Origin of the sequence: Streptomyces sp. JJ38, from assembly GCF_019303475.1 — a bacterium.
Classification (GTDB): domain Bacteria; phylum Actinomycetota; class Actinomycetes; order Streptomycetales; family Streptomycetaceae; genus Streptomyces.
Map to the genome: position 1 here is coordinate 1 of NZ_JABLSI010000037.1, position 15,990 is coordinate 15,990.

The following is a 15,990-nucleotide window of genomic DNA, read 5'->3' on the forward strand; positions in this document are numbered from 1 at the left end:
CCGCCGCACCGCCGGAGGCCGCCGCACCGCCGGACGCCGCGGTGCCGCCGGGCTGCGCACCGGCGGGCGCCGGCGCACCGGGACCGGCCGGACGCGGACGCCGTGCCCCGGCTGTGGAGTGCCACCGCGTCACCGTGTCCTACGGTCCCGGTTCGCGCCCCGTCGTGGACGGTCTGGACCTGGTGGTGGAGGAGGGCGAGCACCTCGCCGTGCTGGGGCCGAGCGGGATCGGCAAGTCGACCCTCACCCATGTGCTGTCGGGACTGATGGCCCCCGACCGTGGCAGCGTGCACCTGGCCGGGCAGCCGGTCGCCGGGCGGACACGCGGGGAGCTGGCCCGCCTGCGGGCCGTTCTGCCGCAGCAGGCGTACGTGTTCACCGGCTCACTCGAGGACAACCTGCGGCTGCTGCGCCCCGATGCCCGCGCCGCCGACGTCCGGGCCGCCGCGGAGGCGCTGCTCCCGGACGAACTGCTGCGCCGGCTCGGCGGGCTGGCCGGAGCGATCCGGCCCGGCACGCTGTCCGAGGGCGAACGCCAACTGATCTGTCTGGCACGGGCCCACCTCGCTCAGGCGCCCCTGCTGATCCTGGACGAGGCGACATGTCATCTCGACCCGAGCGCGGAGGCGCACGCGGAACGGTTCCTGGCGACGCGGAGCGGCACGCTGCTGGTGGTCGCCCACCGGCTGTCGTCCGCGCGCCGCGCCCATCGGGTGCTGCTGCTGGACGACGCGGAGACGGCGTGCGGGACCCACGGCCAACTGCTCCGGCGCTCTTCCGCGTACCGCCGCCTCCTCGGCCACGCCGAACCCGGAGCGGCGGGCCCCACGGCCGTGAGCGCCCTGCCGCTTCCCCCGGGTGGCCGATGACTCCGCGGGCCCTCAGATCCAGCCCGCCTGCCGGCCGATGCGGACGGCGTCCAGCCGGTTGCGGGCCCCCGCCTTCCGCGTGGCGGACGCGATGTAGTTGCGCACCGTGCCCAGGGACAGGTGCAGGGTCGCCGCGATGTCGGCGGTCGACGCCCCCTCCGCCGCCAGGACCAGCACTCCGCGCTCGCGTTGGGTCAGCGGCATCTCGGCCGCTTGCAGGAGGCTGAGCGCGAGCGATCCGTCGATGAACTCTCCGCCCCTCGCCACGCGGTGGACGGCGTCGATGAGCCGGCCCCGGGGTCCGTCCTTGTCCACGTACCCGGCCGCCCCGGCCTCGTAGGCCCGGCGCAGCGCACCGGCCTGGTCGGGCGCAACGAGCACCAGCAGTGCCCCTCCGCCCCGCAGGCTGACCCCCGGGCGCAGCGACGCGGCGTCGGTGATCCAGACGTCCACCGCACCCCGGACCGCCGCATCGCGCTCGACCTCCTCCCAGGAGGCTTCCGAGACCTCCAGCGATTCGTCCGAGCGCAATAACGCCGCGAGCGACGCCTTGAGCAGATTGTGCTCGTGCACCACCACAACGTGAACCATCGCGGTCTCCAACCCCCTGCTCCTGCGGATATCCCGTGAGACGGGACGTAGACACGCCTCGCTCGACGATCCCTTAACGTGTCCGGTCTGTCACACACAGTCGCAGTACGATTATCACGACGCTTCGGGGGCGCGGAAGTGGCGCAGGAAAGCCCGTCTCGCACACACCGTGCACCCCGTGCGCCCGGCGCGTGCCCCCGAAGCGCGTTTCACTTCCCTCGCCGCAGGCTGCCGGCAGTTCACGTGTCCGGCGGCCTCAGCCGACGGTGTCGCGCGGCCGCTCGGGGCCGAGGGCGCCGACGGCCTCCGTACGGCTCGACGCGCACACGACGAGCTCCTCCCTTCCCCGGCCGAGGGGGCGCGGTCCGCGAACCGCACGGCCTCGCCGTCGGTCGGCCGGTGAGCGGCAGGACGTTGGGCGGCGGCCGTGGCGACGGTGACGCCGAGCGGGCCGCTCAGTGGCGGTCGCCCTCGTGGTCGGAGTCCCCGGGCCGGGAGGGGTGGGCGCGCAGGGAGCCGGGGTGGGCCTTGGCGGTCGGGTCCTGCCTGGTCTTGACGAGGCTCGCCACGGTGACGACGGCCAGGACGACGGCGATGACGGCGAGGCTGAGCGGCGTGGGGATCTCGGGGACGCCGTCGTCCACGTCGACGTGGGCCCAGTGCAGGATGAGTTTGACGCCGATGAACGCGAGGATCAGCGCGAGCCCGGCGGACAGGTACACCAGCCGGTCCAGCAGCCCCTTGACGAGGAAGTACAGGGCGCGCAGGCCGAGCAGGGCGAAGGCGTTGGCCGCGAAGACGATGTAGGGCTCCTGGGTGACGCCGAAGACCGCGGGGATGGAGTCGAGCGCGAAGAGCAGGTCGATGCTGCCGATGGCGAGCAGGACGACGAACAGCGGGGTGACCATCCGGCGCCCGTCGACGCGGGTGAGGAGCCTGCCGCCGACGTAGTCGTCCGTGACCGGCAGCAGTCGGCGGGCCGCCTTGACCACGGGGTTGTCCTCGATGTCCGGGTCCTCGTCGCGGTGCCGGAACAACTGCACGGCCGTGTAGATGAGCAGCAGGCCGAAGAGCAGGAACATGAACGAGAACAGCGCCAGCAGGGTGGCACCGAGGACGATGAAGACCGCGCGCATCGCCAGGGCGAGCACGATGCCGAAGGTGAGCACCTTGTGCTGGTGCTCGGCCGGTACGGCGAAGGTGGTCATGATGATGACGAAGACGAACAGGTTGTCGACCGACAGGCTCTTCTCGACGATGTAGCCGGCGAAGTACTCGGTGCCGAGCTCGCCGCCGTACCGCGCGGCGAACCAGACCCCGAAGGCCAGCGCGACGAGGATGTAGAACACCGACCAGGCGGTGGCCTCACCGAAGCCGACGCGGTGGGGGCGCAGGGCGGCCAGGACCAGGTCGACGGCCAGCAGGGCGAGGATCAGCCCGACGGTGACGGCCCAGGTGAGTGCGCTGATGTCCACCGTTCCTCCGTGCCGCGTCCGTCCCGCCGTGCTCGCCCCGGCCCATGTCGGCCCGCCGGTGGGGCCGAGCGACCAGGTTCCCACTCGGCGGCGGCCGGCGCGGCAACGGCACACGGGGGTGTCGGCCCCGGGGCCGCCCTTTCGGGAGGCACCGGCGTCGCGCGGTGCGTGCGGCGCCCCCGGCTCGGCCCTCGGGGCCTTTCGGCGGGGACGACACGGCCGCCGTGCGCCGGTCGGGTGACACGGAGAACGGAGCGGCTCCGGGCCCGTACGGGAAGGCCGACTCGACCCTGCCCGCGGGGCGCGGCTCCGGACGCCTGGGCAGAGCATGCGGGACTTGCTCGACGTGGGCGCCATGCTGGCGCCGGCGGTCGGTCCGGTGGCCGGGCCGCGCGGGCCGCACCGGCTGCCGGCCGTCCGCGCGGAGCCCCTGCTCGCCGCGCCGCTCCACCGGGCATAGCGGTGTCCGGCGTGGAAACCGCCGGGGTGAACATCGCTGTGGACTCCACCGCGAACACCGCCGCCGGCGTGCGGATCCTCTCCGGGGTCCCAGCGTGGCTGACGGCCTCGGAACAGGCACCGATCGTCGCATCGAGCGCCGGGCCGGGGCCTGGTCGGCGCACTCCTCGCCGCCACTCCATCGCGCCCCACAGCCTTCGGCCCCCTGCCATGCCAGGGCGCTGAAGGCCGGGTCGACCGTCGCGCCGACGGAACCTCACGACCAGAGACCGCGTTGGGGAGACCGAGCGACCAATCGAGCGCAGGGGGTTTCCGTTTCATGACGTTCCAGGCCACCGATGGAACGGCCCCGTTGGTGCTTGACCGCCGTACTGGACCGCACGGCGAGGTGGTTCTACGCCGTCGGAAAGACACCTACGAAATCATCGTGAACGGCTGTTTTCTGATGGACACGTCCGATGGACGCTCCGAACGCCTCCTCGTCGATGCCGCTCTGGAGCGGGTGACAGCCGCAGACCCCGCGATCCTGATCGGCGGGCTCGGCGTGGGGTTCTCGCTCGCCCACGCGAGCGGGCAGTCACGCTGGTCCCGGATCGTCGTGGCCGAACGCGAAGACGCCGTGATCGGCTGGCACCGTGCAGGTCCGTTGAGTGCGTTCACCGCCACCGCTCTGTCCGATCCGCGGGTGAGCGTTCTCCACACCGATCTCAACGATCACCTGCGGGCCCCGGGCGAGCCGTATGACGCCCTCTGCCTCGACATCGACAACGGCCCCGACTGGACCGTCACCGATGGCAATCAGAGCCTCTACTCTCCGAGTGGACTGGCGGCCTGCCGTGCCCGTCTCGCCCCGGGGGGGATGCTGGCCATCTGGTCCGCCCGGCCCTCCTCCGCGTTTGAGAGGGCTCTCGAGCGTGCCGGGTTCGAGGACGTGCACACCCAGGAGGTGCGCGTCGCGCGCGGGGTCCCGGACGCCGTACACCTTGCTCGCAGCCCCGTCTGAGCTGGACGCTCTCGGGGACCTTGAACGCTCGGCCCCGTGCGGAGAAGCAGGCGGGGCCACTCGAATGGGGCATGAATGTGCTCCGGTCGCCTCCGGACGTCGCACGCGCCGGGCCGGTGACCCACGGCGGCACCCGCCTCGGCCGCCCGACGGCTCACCGGGCCGAACAGCCCGCGGCCAACGCGCATGACTCCAGGTCACCGCATACGCTGCCCTCGGGGACGCGTCGCCCACGGGAGCACTCATGGCCACGGTTGATCCACGTACGCAGGGTCGCGAGGCGTACGAGCGGCTGGCCTGGCGGGAGGCGTACGACCAGCTGACGGCCGCCGACCGGCAGGGCACGCTGGCGGCCGAGGATCTCGACCGGATGGCGCGGGCGGCGTATCTGACCGGTGCCGTCGACGCCGCGACCGGGGCCTGGGAGCGGGCCCATCGCGCGTTCCTGGACCGAGGGGACGCGGCGTCGGCCGTGCGGTGTGCGTTCTGGCTCGGGCTCACGCTCCTCCTCGGGGGCGAACACGCCTTGGGCGGTGGCTGGCTGGCCCGGGCTCAGCACACCCTCGACGACGCGGCGCTCGACTGTGTGGAGCACGGGTACACACGTGTTCCCATGGCGCTGGGGGCGTTGCAGGGTGGCGACGCCGAGGCGGCGAGGCGCTCGTTCGTGGAGATCACCGAGCTCGCCGACCGCTTCGGCGACAGCGACCTGCGAGCGCTCGGGAGGCTGGGGCAGGGGCAGGCGCTGATGGCACAGGGCCGGCCGGCGCCGGGCGTGGTGATGCTGGACGAGGCGATGGTGGCGGTGACCACGGGAGAGGTGTCGCCCCTCGCCGCCGGAATCGTCTACTGCGCCGTGATCCTCGCCTGCCGCGGGATCTTCGACTTCCGCCGCGTGCAGGAGTGGACCGCGGCACTGAGCCGTTGGTGCGACGGGCAACAGGACCTCAGGCCCTACCGGGGCCAGTGCATGGTGCACCGTTCGGAGATCATGCAGCTGCGCGGCGAGTGGGCCGACGCCATGGACGAGGCACGGCGGGCATGCGAGCACCTGGCCGTCGTGCCCGGTGACCCGGTGCTGGGCATGGCGCTGTACCAGCGGGCCGAGCTGCTCCGGCTGCGCGGCGAGTTCTCGCGGGCCGAGAGCTGCTACCGCGAGGCCGGTGACCGGGGACATTCGGCGCAGCCGGGGCTGGCCCTGCTCCGGCTGGCGCAGGGGCGGCCGGATGACGCGGCCGCCGCCATCCGCCGGACCCTCATGGAGACCGAGGGAGCGGAGGAACGGACCAGGGTGCTGGCCGGCTACGTGGAGATCGAGCTCGCCGTCGGAGCCGTCGAGGAGGCGCAGCTGGCGGTGGACGAGCTGGACAAGATCGCCGCCGGCTTCGACTCGCCGTACCTGCGGGCGGTGGCGGCGCACGCACACGGGTCCGTGCTGCTGGCCGCCGGTGACCCGGAGGCCGCGTGCATCGCCCTGCGCCGGGCGTGGGTCGCCTGGCACGAGAACGAGGCTGCGTATGAGGCGGCGCGGGTGCGGCTGAAGCTGGCACGGGCGTACCACCGGATCGGCGACCACGACACGGCCGAGATGGAGCTGGAGGCCGCCTACCGGGTCTTCGAACGGCTGGGCGCGATGCCGGCGCTGGAGGAGACGCGGGCACTCCTGGGCCGGGAGGGCCGGACGGAGGGCGGCCCCGGAGGGCTGACGCCTCGCGAGGTCGAGGTGCTCCGCCTGGTCGCGACGGGCGCGTCGAACCGGAAGATCGCGGACCGTCTCGTCATCAGCGACAAGACGGTCGCCCGGCACGTGAGCAACCTGTTCACCAAGCTGGGCGTCTCCTCGCGGGCCGCCGCCACCGCGTATGCCTACGAGCACGACCTCGTCTAGGACCGGGAGCCGGACGCGGCGCCGGGCCGCCTGCACAGAAATACCCATACGGCATGCACCGGCATGTTGGTTGACACCACCGATGCGGACGCCGCCGCCGGACTCGGACCCTTGCTGCGTAGGCACTGAGCAAGGAGGCCCGAGATGAGCACGCAGAACAGTGCGACGCGACCCGAGGGACCGGCCGGGCAGCCGGTGCGCGACCGGCTGCTGGCCGCGATGCCGCTGACCGAGCGGCGGATCCAGCTGGCGACGGTGTCCACCGCCGTGCTGGAGGGCGGCGACGGCCCACCGCTCGTGCTGCTGCACGGCCAGGGCGAGTTCGCCCCCGTCTGGATCAATGTGGTCCCCGACCTGGTCAGGACCCACCGGGTGATCGTTCCCGACCTGCCCGGCCACGGCGCCTCGGAGGTGCAGGACGGCGGTCGCCTCGACGCCGGCACGGTCGTGACCTGGCTCGACGAGCTGATCGACCGGACCTGCGGGGCGAGGCCCCCCGTGCTGGCCGGCCACCTGCTGGGGGGCGCGATCGCCGCGCGGTACGCGGTGCACCACAGCGACCGTGTGGCCCACCTGGTCCTGGTCGAGACGATGGGTCTGGGCTGGTTCCGGCCGGCGCCGAGCTTCGCGGCGCCCATGATGGGTTTCCTCGCCCGGCCCACCGCGAAGAGCCGGGACCGTTTGTTCAACCAGTGCTTCCTCGACATGGACCGGGCGGGCGAACGGACGGGAGCGCAGTGGCAGCCGCTGTTGGACTACGCCCTGGACCGCGCCCGCACACCGAGCGTGCAGGTGGCGATGCGCGGCATCATCCCGCGCGTCGGCGTACCGCCGATCCCGCCCGGCGATCTCGCGCGCATCAGCGTTCCCACCGATCTGATCCACGGTCGGCACGGCCTTCAGGTGCGGCTGCGGACGGCCGAGGCGGCGAGTGCCCGGTACGGCTGGCCGCTGCACATCATCGAGGAGTGCCGGGACGACCCGGCCGTCGAGCAGCCGGAAGCGTTCCTGGACGCGCTGCGCACCGCGATCGGGGTGGCGGGCGATTCCGGGGCATCGGGGGAGGAGCCGACATGAGCACGAGGATGTTCCAGGTCGCCGGACTCGGGAACGAGCGCGTGGGCCTGACCTCCGCCCGGATCGAGCAGCTCGGCACCCGGCTCGAAGGGCCGCTGCTCGCGGCCGGGGACGAGGGCTGGGACGAGGCCGTCGAGGTCTGGAACGCCATGGTCACCGCGAGGCCGACGCTGGTCGTCCAGCCGGTCTCGGCCCAGGACGTGGCCACGGCCGTCCGGTTCGCCGCGGACCACGGCCTGCTGCTGAGCGTCAAGGGCGGGGGCCACAACATCGCCGGCACGGCCCTCGCCGACGGTGGACTGACCCTCGACATGTCCCGTATGCGCGAGGTCACCGTGGACCCGTCCGCCCGACTCGCGCACGCGGGTCCGGGATGCCTGCTGCGGGACGTCGACCGGGCGACCCAGCGGCACGGGCTGGCGACGGTGCTCGGCTTCGTGTCCGAGACCGGAGTCGCCGGCCTGACACTCGGCGGCGGATTCGGCTACCTGACGCGCCGGTTCGGCTGGACCGCCGACAACCTCGACGAGGTCGAGATCGTCACGGCGGACGGAAAGGTCAGGACCGCGAGCCGGACGGAGAACCCGGACCTGTTCTGGGCGCTGCGCGGAGGCGGCGGCAACTTCGGCGTCGTCACCCGCTTCACCTTCCGGTTGCACGAGGTCGGCCCCGTCGTCACGGGGGGCCTCGCCGCCTGGAGCGCCGATCGGGCGGACGACGTGCTCGCGACGTACCGGGAGCTCACCGCGTCCGCTCCCCGCACACTGACGGCGGCGGCTGTCATCCAGCTCGCGCCGCCCGCCCCGTTCATCCCCGACGCGTGGCATGGCAGGCCCGTCGTCGCACTGCTCGTGTGCCACAGCGGCACCGTCGCCGAAGCCGAGGCCGATCTCGCGCCGCTGCGTGCCCTCGGGGAACCGATCTTCAACCTCATCGGTGAGAAGCCATACGTGGCCCAGCAGTCGATGCTCGACGCGATGGAGCCCAAGGGGCTGAACCAGTACTGGAAGGCGGAGTTCCTCCCCGGCCTGCCGGCCGAGTACCTTCCCGTGTTCCGGGACGCCGCGCTCGACGTCGCGTCCCCGCTCTCGTACTCCGTCGTCTTCCACCTGGCCGGAGCGCTGAACGAGTCGGCCGACGGCGGTGCGGTCGGCAACCGGGAAGCCCGGTTCATCAGCGGCTTCTCCGGAGTGTGGCCGCCGCGGGCCGACGGAGAGGGCATCGTGGGCGCGGTTCGCAAGGGGTGGGAGAGCATCCGGCCGTTCTCGACCGGCGGGAACTACGTCAACTTCCAGCTGTCCGAGGACGACGCCGACCGGACCGCCGACGCCTACCGGGGCACCTACGAGCGTCTCCAGCAGCTCAAGACGCGCTACGACCCCGCCAATCTCCTCCGCGTCAACCGCAACATCCGGCCGGCCAGGTGAGGGCGGCGTTCACGGCGTGACGTGGCGTCGGCTGACACCCCTGGGCCTGTGACGGACCGCGGTGTCAGCCGACGGCGTCGCGCAGCCGCTTCGGGGCCGAGGACGGTGCTGCGGCCGCGGGCCAGACGGAGCATGCCGTGGTCGGCGTGGATCAGCCAGCCCGCGAGGGTGTCGGCGGAGCCCGGCAGCCGGCCACCATCGTGATGACCGCGGTGTCCACGACGGGCCCGGCAGGCCCGGGCCGCCGCATCGGTGAGCGCGCGCTCACCGTCCGCCGCGAGTCCCCCGCGCGAAGCCGCCGCGTCCCGACCCCCTCGTGTGCCTGGTCTCAGGCGTCGGCCTTCTGCCGGTACGCTTCGCCGAAGCTGAGCGCGGCCAGGAGCAGAGCGCCGCCGCCCAGCAGCCCGGCGACGGGCGACACGTAACCGGGCACGATGACGTCATGGGTGCCGCCGTCGGCGGCGACGCACCCGAAGGCGAGCGGCAGGTAGCTCGGTTCGTAGGCCAGGAGTTCCGCACCACCCAGCGCGTCACGGCAGGCCTTCGCCTGAGCGGTCGCGTCAAGCACCACCAGGTGCAGGAGCCCCCAGGTGTACACCGCGATCGCCCCGCCGAGAGCCGCGCTGCCCGCTGTGCGGAGCCCCGCCGTCGTTCCCCGGCATCCGCCGAACCCGTTGTCGGTGGCTCGGACCAGGCTGTAGACGCCGACGACCGCGGTGGCGATCAGTCCGCCGAAGGCCAGAAGGAGGACATTGATCGGGTCATGACCGACGAATGAGGTGTCGGTCGCCACAACCTCTGCCATAACTCCTGTCCCCCTCCTGATCGGAAAGCGAGAGTGTGCTCCTCGGGCCGGAGCGTGGTGCTCCGGCCCGAGGAGTAGGTGACGTCAGTCGTTCCCCGCGGTGGTCCTGCGGCGGCGCAGGACCAGGAAGCCGCCGACGCCGAGCAACGCCGCTGCCGCGGCGGCGAGGCCGATGGTGGGTCCGGCACCGGTCACCGCCAGGTCACCGTCGCGAGTGACGTCCGGGGAGGGCGACGCGGAGGGCTCGTCCGACGTCTCGTCCGACGGCGTGCCGGGGGTCTCCTCGCACCGCTCACCGGACGCGTCCGCGGCGTCCTCGCAGGACGCGTCGCCGGGCTTCTCCGGCTCCGGCTCCGGCTCCTCGCCCGGCTCCTCGCCCGGCTCCTCGTTCTCCTCGTCGTTCCCCTCTTCGTCCTCCTCCGCCGGCTGCCCGGGAGACTCCGGCGCAGCCGCGGGGCAGGTGTGGGACAGGTTGAAGAGTTCCAGGTCGCCGCCCGTCACCTCGGCGACCGCGGAGGTGAGTTCGGCTCCGGGGGCAGAGGCGACGTAGGCGTGCTTGTCGGACGGCGGGCCGAACTCGGTCACCACCTGCTCGCCGCCGGGCTCGAAGGCGACGGTGAGCTTGACGAAGTTCGAGGACCCGCCGGGCAGCACGAAGTGCCAGCCGTCCTGGGCCGCGGGAATGCCGGGGCACTCGTCGGCGCCCTGCTGCGGAACACCCCCACTGGCGGAGGTGGCGGTGCGGGGAAGCTCCTGGCGCAGCTGGACGGTGTAGGCGTCGTCGTTCGCGAGGGCGGGGGCCGCGCCCGCGGTCAGAAGCAGCGCGGCGGCGGGCAGTGCGGCGAAACGGGAGGTCACGGACAAAGAGGGCATGGCATGGATTCCTCTGACACGTTGAAGTGCGGGAGCCGTGGGGGGTGGCTCAGTGTCCTGGCTGCCGTGCGCCCTGGGCAAGGACGAATTCTCCCGCTTGCCGCGCTGTGCCCGATCTGGCGCGTTGCAGAGCCGCAACGATTCCCGACTCACTCGCGGTCCGGGAGGCCGCGGCGGGGCGACGGGTTCCACTCGGGTGGGCGCTCACGTATCACTCCGTTCTCCGCCCGCGCCGGCGCGCGTCCGGTGTCCCCGGCTCGGCCGCCGGACGGGTGAGGTACGGAATGGGAGGCTCCGTGCCGGGTACCGGGAGGCCGACTCGACCCTGCCCGGCGGAGTGCGGCTCCGGAACCTGAGGAGAGCATGCGGGACTTTCTCGACGTGGGCGCGATGCTGGTGCTGGCGGTCGGCCTGGTGGCCGGGCTGCGCGGGCTGCACCGGCTGACGGCCGTCCGCGCGGAGCCCCTGCTCGCCGCGCCGTTCCTCTCCGGGAACGTGCCGGGCGAGCACGCGGTCTCGCGCTTCCACGCCCGCTGGTACGCGCTGACGCTGCTGTTCCTGGCCTTCGACGTCGAGATGCTGTTCATGTACCCGTGGGCGGTCGTCGTGGCGCGGATGGGGGCGCCGGCCGTGGTGGAGATGTTCGTCTTCCTGGGCCTGCTGATGTGCGGGGTGCTCTACGCCTGGCGGGAGGGCGCCCTGCGATGGGCCTGAACGCCGTCCTGCGGGGCCTGGCCGGTGGTCCCCGCGTGCTGCTGGTGACGTGCCCCGGTGGCACGGCCGTACGGCTGGCGGCCGAGGCGGCTGTGGGGGAGCGTGGCGGACAGCTGGCGCTGACCCCGGCCGAGGCGGACGTCCTGCTGGTGGCGGGGGAGCCGGCCGCGGAGCTGCACTCGGCCGTTGAGGTGCTGTGGGGTCAGATGCCGGGCCCCCGGGCGCGCGGGCGGGCGGCGCGGGCGCGGGACGTCAAGGCGGTGCTGGAAGCGCTGCTGCCCGAGCGCGGCGGCCCGGCCGGGACGGCGCGCTCGGCGCGGTGGCGGCCACCCGGTGGGGACGGCGCCCCGCAGCGGCTCGGCGAGCCGGTGATGGCGGACCGGGGCGAGGACCGGGACGGGCTGAAGCTGGACGTGCTGCACGTGCCGCTGGGGCCGGTGCTCCCGGACTGGCCCGCCGGGCTGGTGGTGGACACCGTCCTGCAGGGCGACGTCGTCCAGCGCGCCGCGGGCCGGGTGCTGCCCTTCGCCGGGCCGTGGCGGCCGCCGTTCTGGAGCGCTGGGCAGGGCCGGCAGGCCCGTCGGCGTCGCACGGCCGCCTGCCATCTGGACGCGCTGGGACGGCTGTTGGCCGTGGCCGGGTGGTGGGCCGCTGCCCGCGGGGCGCGGGCCCTGCGAGACCGGCTGCTGGACGGCGAGCCGGAGCGCGGGGTGCGCGCGGACTTCGGGGTGTGGCGGCGCCGGGTGGAGCGGTCCCGCACGCTGCGGTGGGCGACGGACGGGCTGGGCGTCCTCACCCCGGCGGACGCGGCGGAGCTGGGCGTGACCGGCCCGGCGGCGCGGGCACGGGCACCGCATGACGCGACGGCGCGCTGGCGGTGCTGGCTGGCGGAGACCGACGGGCTGCTCGCGGGCGGCCCGGTGCCGGACGCGGGGCCCCGTGGCGATGTGACCGTGGACGGTGTGCCGCCGTCCCGGGGGCTGTTGGAGGCGGCCGTCGAGCGGATGCCCGGGCTGGAGCTGACCGCCGCGCGGCTGCTGCTCGCCTCCCTCGACCCGGACCCGGACGAGCTGGCGGCGGGGCGGGGACCCGGTGGCACCGGGGGAGGGGGCGGCCGGTGACGGTGAGCGGCGCACCGGTGTGGGCGGTGGTGCCGGCGGCCGCCGTCCTGCTGGCCCTGGCGTGGTCCGCGGCCGTGCTCGACGCTGTCCTGGACGCCGGACCGGCCGCCCCCGCCCGGACCCGGCCGCTGGCCGAGGCGGCGCGGCTGATGCGGCAGGCCGGCCGCACGACGGTGGCCCCGGACCGGCTGCTGTGGCGCCTCGGGACGGCGGGTGGGCTGGTCGCTGCCCTGCTGATGGCGGTGGTGGTGCCCGTCGGGGGAACGGTGGTGGCGGATCTGCCGGTGGGGATCGTCTGGTTCAACGCGGTGGACGTCACCCTGTGGGCGGCGGTGTGGCTGGCGGGCTGGGGGCCGAACAGCGTGTATCCGCTGGTCGGAGGCTACCGCTTCGTGGCCCAGGCGCTCGGTTACGAGTTGCCGCTGATGTTCGCGCTGACCGCGCCCGCGGTGGCGGCGGAGAGTCTCCGGGTGGGGGACGTGGTGCGGGCCCAGCAGCCGCTGTGGTTCGCGGTGTGGATGCCGGTGGCCTTCCTGGTGTTCCTGGGGTCGGTCGCGGCCTTCAGCATGTGGGGGCCGTTCTCCTCCCCGGTGGGGCGCGACGCGGCGGGAGGCGTGCTGGCGGAGGCGGCGGGGGTGGACCGGCTGCTGGTGCTGGCCGGGCGGTACGCGCTGCTGGCGGCCGGGGCGGGCATGGCGGTGGCGTTGTTCCTGGGCGGGGGCGCGGGGCCGTGGCTGCCCGGCTGGATGTGGTCGCTGCTGAAGACGCTGGCTGTCCTGGCGGTGCTGGTCGCGCTGCGGCGGCTGCCGGTGCTGCGCCCCGAACGCCTCGCGTCGCTCGGGTGGCTGGTGGCGCTTCCGGCCGTGCTGCTGCAACTGCTCGTGGTGGCGGCCGTCATGGTGTGGAAGGGGTGAGACACGGTGGAGACGGTGCTGTTCTGGGGGCTGGCCGTGGTGGCCGTCGCCTCGGGCGTGGCGGTGTTCACGGTGAACTCGATGGCCCGGGCGACGTATGCGCTCGCGCTCTCGTTCGTCGCGGTAGGCGCCGCGCTGCTCCTGCTGGACCTGGCCTACCTGGGCGTGGTGACGGTGCTGATGATGATCATGGAGATGGCCATCATGGCCGTTTTCATGATCATGTTCATGATGAACCCGGCCGGTCTCATGCCGATGTCGATGCTCCACAACAAGCGCGGCGCGCCGGTCATCGCCGGCGGGGTCTTCGCGGCTCTGGCGGCCCTGGCGCTGCTCGTCCCCTGGCCCGAGCGGCGGGGCGCCGTACCGGCCGACCCGACCCGGGCCGTGGGCGAGGCGGTCATGGGCCCGAAGATGCTCGTGATGATCGGCGTCAGCGCGGTGCTGTTCACCACCATCGTGGCCGCGCTCGTGCTGGCCTCCGCCCGCAGCCGGTACGACGACGAGCGGGACGGAGGCGGTGACGCGTGACGCTGGAACCGTTCCTGCTGCTGGCCGCCGCGCTCTTCGCCGTCGGGCTGTACGGGGCCCTGAGCCAGCAGTCCGTCGTCATGGTGATGATGGGCCTGGAACTGATGATCAACGGCGTGATCGTGGCGGCCGCGGCCTTCTGGTACTTCCTCGCGCCCGCGGCGCCGGACGGCCAGGTCCTCGTGCTCGTGGTCATCGCGGCCATGACGGTGGACATGGCCCTGGGGTTCGCCGTCGTGACGCTGCTGTTCCGCGCCGGGGACGTGGACCTCACCGACACCGCCGCGGAGCTCCGGCGGTGAGCGCGACACTGAGCCGGGCAGTGAGCGGGGCGCTGGGCGGGGTGCCGAGCGCGGAGGGCGCCCTGCTGTGGTCCCTCGTCCTGCTGCCCGCCGTGGCCGGGGGTGTCCTCGTCCTGTCCGGGGGCGGACGCCGTACGGCCGGGACGTACACACGCCCCGGCGGCAGGGGCCGTACCGCACCCGTGCTCGCCGTGGCCGTCGCGGCGGTCACGCTCGCGCTGGCGGTCGCCGCCGCCCTCACCCGCCCCTCGGCGCGGACGGGCTTCGTGGCGGGCGGCCCGCTGGCCCTGGCGGCCGACGGGCTCTCGGCGGTGGTGGTCGTGACCGTGACCGCGGTGGGTCTGCTCGTGCTCGTCTTCGCCGCGGCCGACATCCGTGCCGAACGGCCGCGCTTCTTCGGCCTGATGCTGCTGTTCCTCGCCGCCGTCCTGGTCACCGCCACGGCCACGACCCTCACCGCCCTGCTGCTGGCCTGGGAGGTCATGGGCGCCACCTCCTACGCGCTGATCGCCTTCCACTGGCGTGCGAACGAGCCGGTGGCGGCCGGGGCGACCGCCTTCCTCACCACCCGCGCCGGGGATCTCGGGCTGTATCTGGCGGCCGGTGCCGCCCTCGCCGGGGCAACCGGCGAACCCGGGCGGCTCTCCCTCGACGCCCTGCCCGCCCTGGACCGCCCCTGGCTGGACCTGGCCGCCGCGGGGGCGCTGGTGGCCGCCTTCGGCAAGGCCGCCCAGCTTCCCTTCTCCTTCTGGCTGTCGAAGGCGATGCTCGGCCCGAGCCCGGTCAGCGCTTTGCTGCACTCGGCGGCCATGGTGGCGATGGGCGGCTATCTCCTGCTGCGCCTGCACCCGCTGCTGGAGGCCGCCGGCTGGGCGGCGACGGCCGCCGCCTGGGGCGGCGCGCTCACCGCGCTCGCCCTGGGCGCGGTCGCGCTCGCCCAACGGGAGCTCAAGCAGCTGCTGGCCGCCTCCACCGGCGCCCAGCTCGGCTTCGTCGCCCTGGCCGCCGGAGCCGGGGGGCTCGCCGGCGGCACCGCCCACTTCGCCGCCCACGCCGCCGTCAAGGCCCTGCTGTTCCTGGCCGCCGGCTGCTGGCTGGCCACCCGGGGCACCGACACCCTGAGCGCCCTGCGCGGGGCCGCGCGGCGCCCGTGGCCCGCTGGCCTCCCCTTCGTCGTGGGGGCACTCGCCCTGGCCGGTGTGCCACCGCTGTCACTGTGGGCCACCAAGGACGAGATCCTCGCCGCCATCGACGCGCCCGCCCTGTTCGGGGTGGCGCTGGCGGCCGTCGCCCTGTCGGCGCTCTACGCGGGCAAGGCGCTCGGGCTGCTCCTGCGGCCCGCGCCGCCCGGCGCCCACGCCCGCGAGCCGGGGCCCGGCCGCGTGCGGGGCCTGCCTTTGCTGTGGGGCCTGCCCCTGGGGCTCCTCGCCCTCGGCGCCGCCGTGCTCGGAGCCCTCGCCCTGCCACCGCTGGCCGGGGCGCTGAAGCGGTCCCTCGGCGCGCCCGGCGAGCCCTCGGCCGGGCCCGCCCTCATGCTCGCCACCGCCGCGCTCTCCCTCCTCGCGGCCGTGCTCGCCGCCGTCCTCGCGGCCCGGCTGCCGGAGCCCCGGTGGGCGCGGGCGTGGCTGCACCTGGAGACGGCGGCGCACGCCCTCGCCGTACGGCCCACGCTGGTCACGGCCCGCGCCCTCGCCCGGTTCGACGACGCCGTGCTGCACCGCGCCGCCCTGGGGGCCGCCGGGACCGTGCGGCGCCTGGCCGGCTGGGCCGCGGCCGCCGACCGCTTCGGCGTGGACCGGCTCGTCCAGGGCGTGGCCGACGGCACCCGCCGACTGGGCGAGCTGGCCCGCCGCCCGCAGACCGGGCAGCTCCACCACTACTACGCCCAGGCCCTCACCCTGCTGGCCGCCGCCGTCCTCCTGCTCCTGCTGCTGAGGTGAG

General features: G+C 74.1%; 16 protein-coding genes. 12 read left to right on the forward strand and 4 right to left on the reverse strand.

Annotation, left to right across the window (positions count from 1 at the left end):
- On the forward strand, positions 1-869 hold an 869-nt coding region (locus tag HPT28_RS19485), incomplete at its 5' end, for an ABC transporter ATP-binding protein (protein ID WP_219092439.1).
- Between the two features lie 12 nt (positions 870-881).
- Here HPT28_RS19485 and HPT28_RS19490 read toward each other — a convergent pair.
- The gene (locus tag HPT28_RS19490) at positions 882-1,460 is read right to left on the reverse strand and encodes a response regulator transcription factor (RefSeq protein ID WP_219092440.1); all 579 of its coding nucleotides are present in this window, start codon (positions 1,458-1,460) and stop codon (positions 882-884) included.
- A 455-nt stretch (positions 1,461-1,915) separates the two neighbouring features.
- On the reverse strand, positions 1,916-2,935 hold the full coding sequence (locus HPT28_RS19495) for a TerC/Alx family metal homeostasis membrane protein (RefSeq protein ID WP_219092441.1): 1,020 nt from the start codon (positions 2,933-2,935) through the stop codon (positions 1,916-1,918).
- A 337-nt stretch (positions 2,936-3,272) separates the two neighbouring features.
- Between HPT28_RS19495 and HPT28_RS27110 the strand changes: the two genes are divergently transcribed.
- The 5 genes from HPT28_RS27110 to HPT28_RS19515 all read left to right on the forward strand — a co-directional run bounded on the left by HPT28_RS27110 (position 3,273) and on the right by HPT28_RS19515 (position 8,789).
- A complete protein-coding gene (locus HPT28_RS27110; RefSeq protein ID WP_257578947.1) occupies positions 3,273-3,395 on the forward strand; it encodes a hypothetical protein in 123 nt (40 codons plus the stop codon).
- A gap of 318 nt (positions 3,396-3,713) precedes the next feature.
- Positions 3,714-4,397, forward strand: coding sequence for a spermidine synthase (locus HPT28_RS19500; protein WP_219092442.1), 684 nt, complete (start codon positions 3,714-3,716; stop codon positions 4,395-4,397).
- A 244-nt stretch (positions 4,398-4,641) separates the two neighbouring features.
- Complete coding sequence (locus HPT28_RS19505) at positions 4,642-6,285, forward strand: LuxR family transcriptional regulator (RefSeq protein ID WP_219092443.1); 1,644 nt, start codon at positions 4,642-4,644, stop codon at positions 6,283-6,285.
- A gap of 144 nt (positions 6,286-6,429) precedes the next feature.
- Positions 6,430-7,362, forward strand: a complete 933-nt coding sequence (locus HPT28_RS19510) for an alpha/beta fold hydrolase (protein WP_219092444.1) — start codon at positions 6,430-6,432, stop codon at positions 7,360-7,362.
- Positions 7,359-8,789, forward strand: coding sequence for an FAD-binding oxidoreductase (locus HPT28_RS19515; RefSeq protein ID WP_219092445.1), 1,431 nt, complete (start codon positions 7,359-7,361; stop codon positions 8,787-8,789). The genes HPT28_RS19510 and HPT28_RS19515 overlap by 4 nt, the downstream gene beginning before the upstream one ends.
- Positions 8,790-9,117: 328 nt before the next feature.
- Here HPT28_RS19515 and HPT28_RS19520 read toward each other — a convergent pair whose 3' ends face one another.
- Together HPT28_RS19520 and HPT28_RS19525 are read right to left on the reverse strand one after the other, a co-directional pair.
- Positions 9,118-9,594, reverse strand: coding sequence for a hypothetical protein (locus HPT28_RS19520; protein ID WP_219092446.1), 477 nt, complete (start codon positions 9,592-9,594; stop codon positions 9,118-9,120).
- Positions 9,595-9,678: 84 nt separating this feature from the next.
- Positions 9,679-10,467 carry an LPXTG cell wall anchor domain-containing protein gene (locus tag HPT28_RS19525; protein ID WP_219092447.1) on the reverse strand — a complete coding sequence of 263 codons (789 nt, stop codon included), beginning with the start codon at positions 10,465-10,467 and terminating at the stop codon, positions 9,679-9,681.
- A 363-nt stretch (positions 10,468-10,830) separates the two neighbouring features.
- Between HPT28_RS19525 and HPT28_RS19530 the strand changes: the two genes are divergently transcribed.
- From HPT28_RS19530 to HPT28_RS19555, 6 genes are read left to right on the forward strand one after another with little or no spacing between them, the layout of a single operon-like run.
- On the forward strand, positions 10,831-11,181 hold the full coding sequence (locus HPT28_RS19530; protein ID WP_257578948.1) for an NADH-quinone oxidoreductase subunit A: 351 nt from the start codon (positions 10,831-10,833) through the stop codon (positions 11,179-11,181).
- Positions 11,172-12,302 carry a hypothetical protein gene (locus HPT28_RS19535; RefSeq protein WP_219092448.1) on the forward strand — a complete coding sequence of 377 codons (1,131 nt, stop codon included), beginning with the start codon at positions 11,172-11,174 and terminating at the stop codon, positions 12,300-12,302. The genes HPT28_RS19530 and HPT28_RS19535 overlap by 10 nt, the downstream gene beginning before the upstream one ends.
- A complete protein-coding gene (locus tag HPT28_RS19540) occupies positions 12,299-13,216 on the forward strand; it encodes an NADH-quinone oxidoreductase subunit H (RefSeq protein WP_308119375.1) in 918 nt (305 codons plus the stop codon). Before HPT28_RS19535 ends, HPT28_RS19540 begins: the two co-directional genes overlap by 4 nt.
- A 6-nt stretch (positions 13,217-13,222) precedes the next feature.
- Positions 13,223-13,747 (forward strand): NADH-quinone oxidoreductase subunit J, encoded by a 525-nt coding sequence (locus HPT28_RS19545; protein WP_219092449.1) that lies wholly within the window; start codon positions 13,223-13,225, stop codon positions 13,745-13,747.
- Positions 13,744-14,049, forward strand: a complete 306-nt coding sequence (locus HPT28_RS19550) for an NADH-quinone oxidoreductase subunit K (protein WP_219092450.1) — start codon at positions 13,744-13,746, stop codon at positions 14,047-14,049. Before HPT28_RS19545 ends, HPT28_RS19550 begins: the two co-directional genes overlap by 4 nt.
- Positions 14,046-15,989, forward strand: a complete 1,944-nt coding sequence (locus tag HPT28_RS19555; RefSeq protein ID WP_308119377.1) for a proton-conducting transporter membrane subunit — start codon at positions 14,046-14,048, stop codon at positions 15,987-15,989. The genes HPT28_RS19550 and HPT28_RS19555 overlap by 4 nt, the downstream gene beginning before the upstream one ends.
- The last annotated feature ends 1 nt before the right edge of the window (position 15,990 follow it).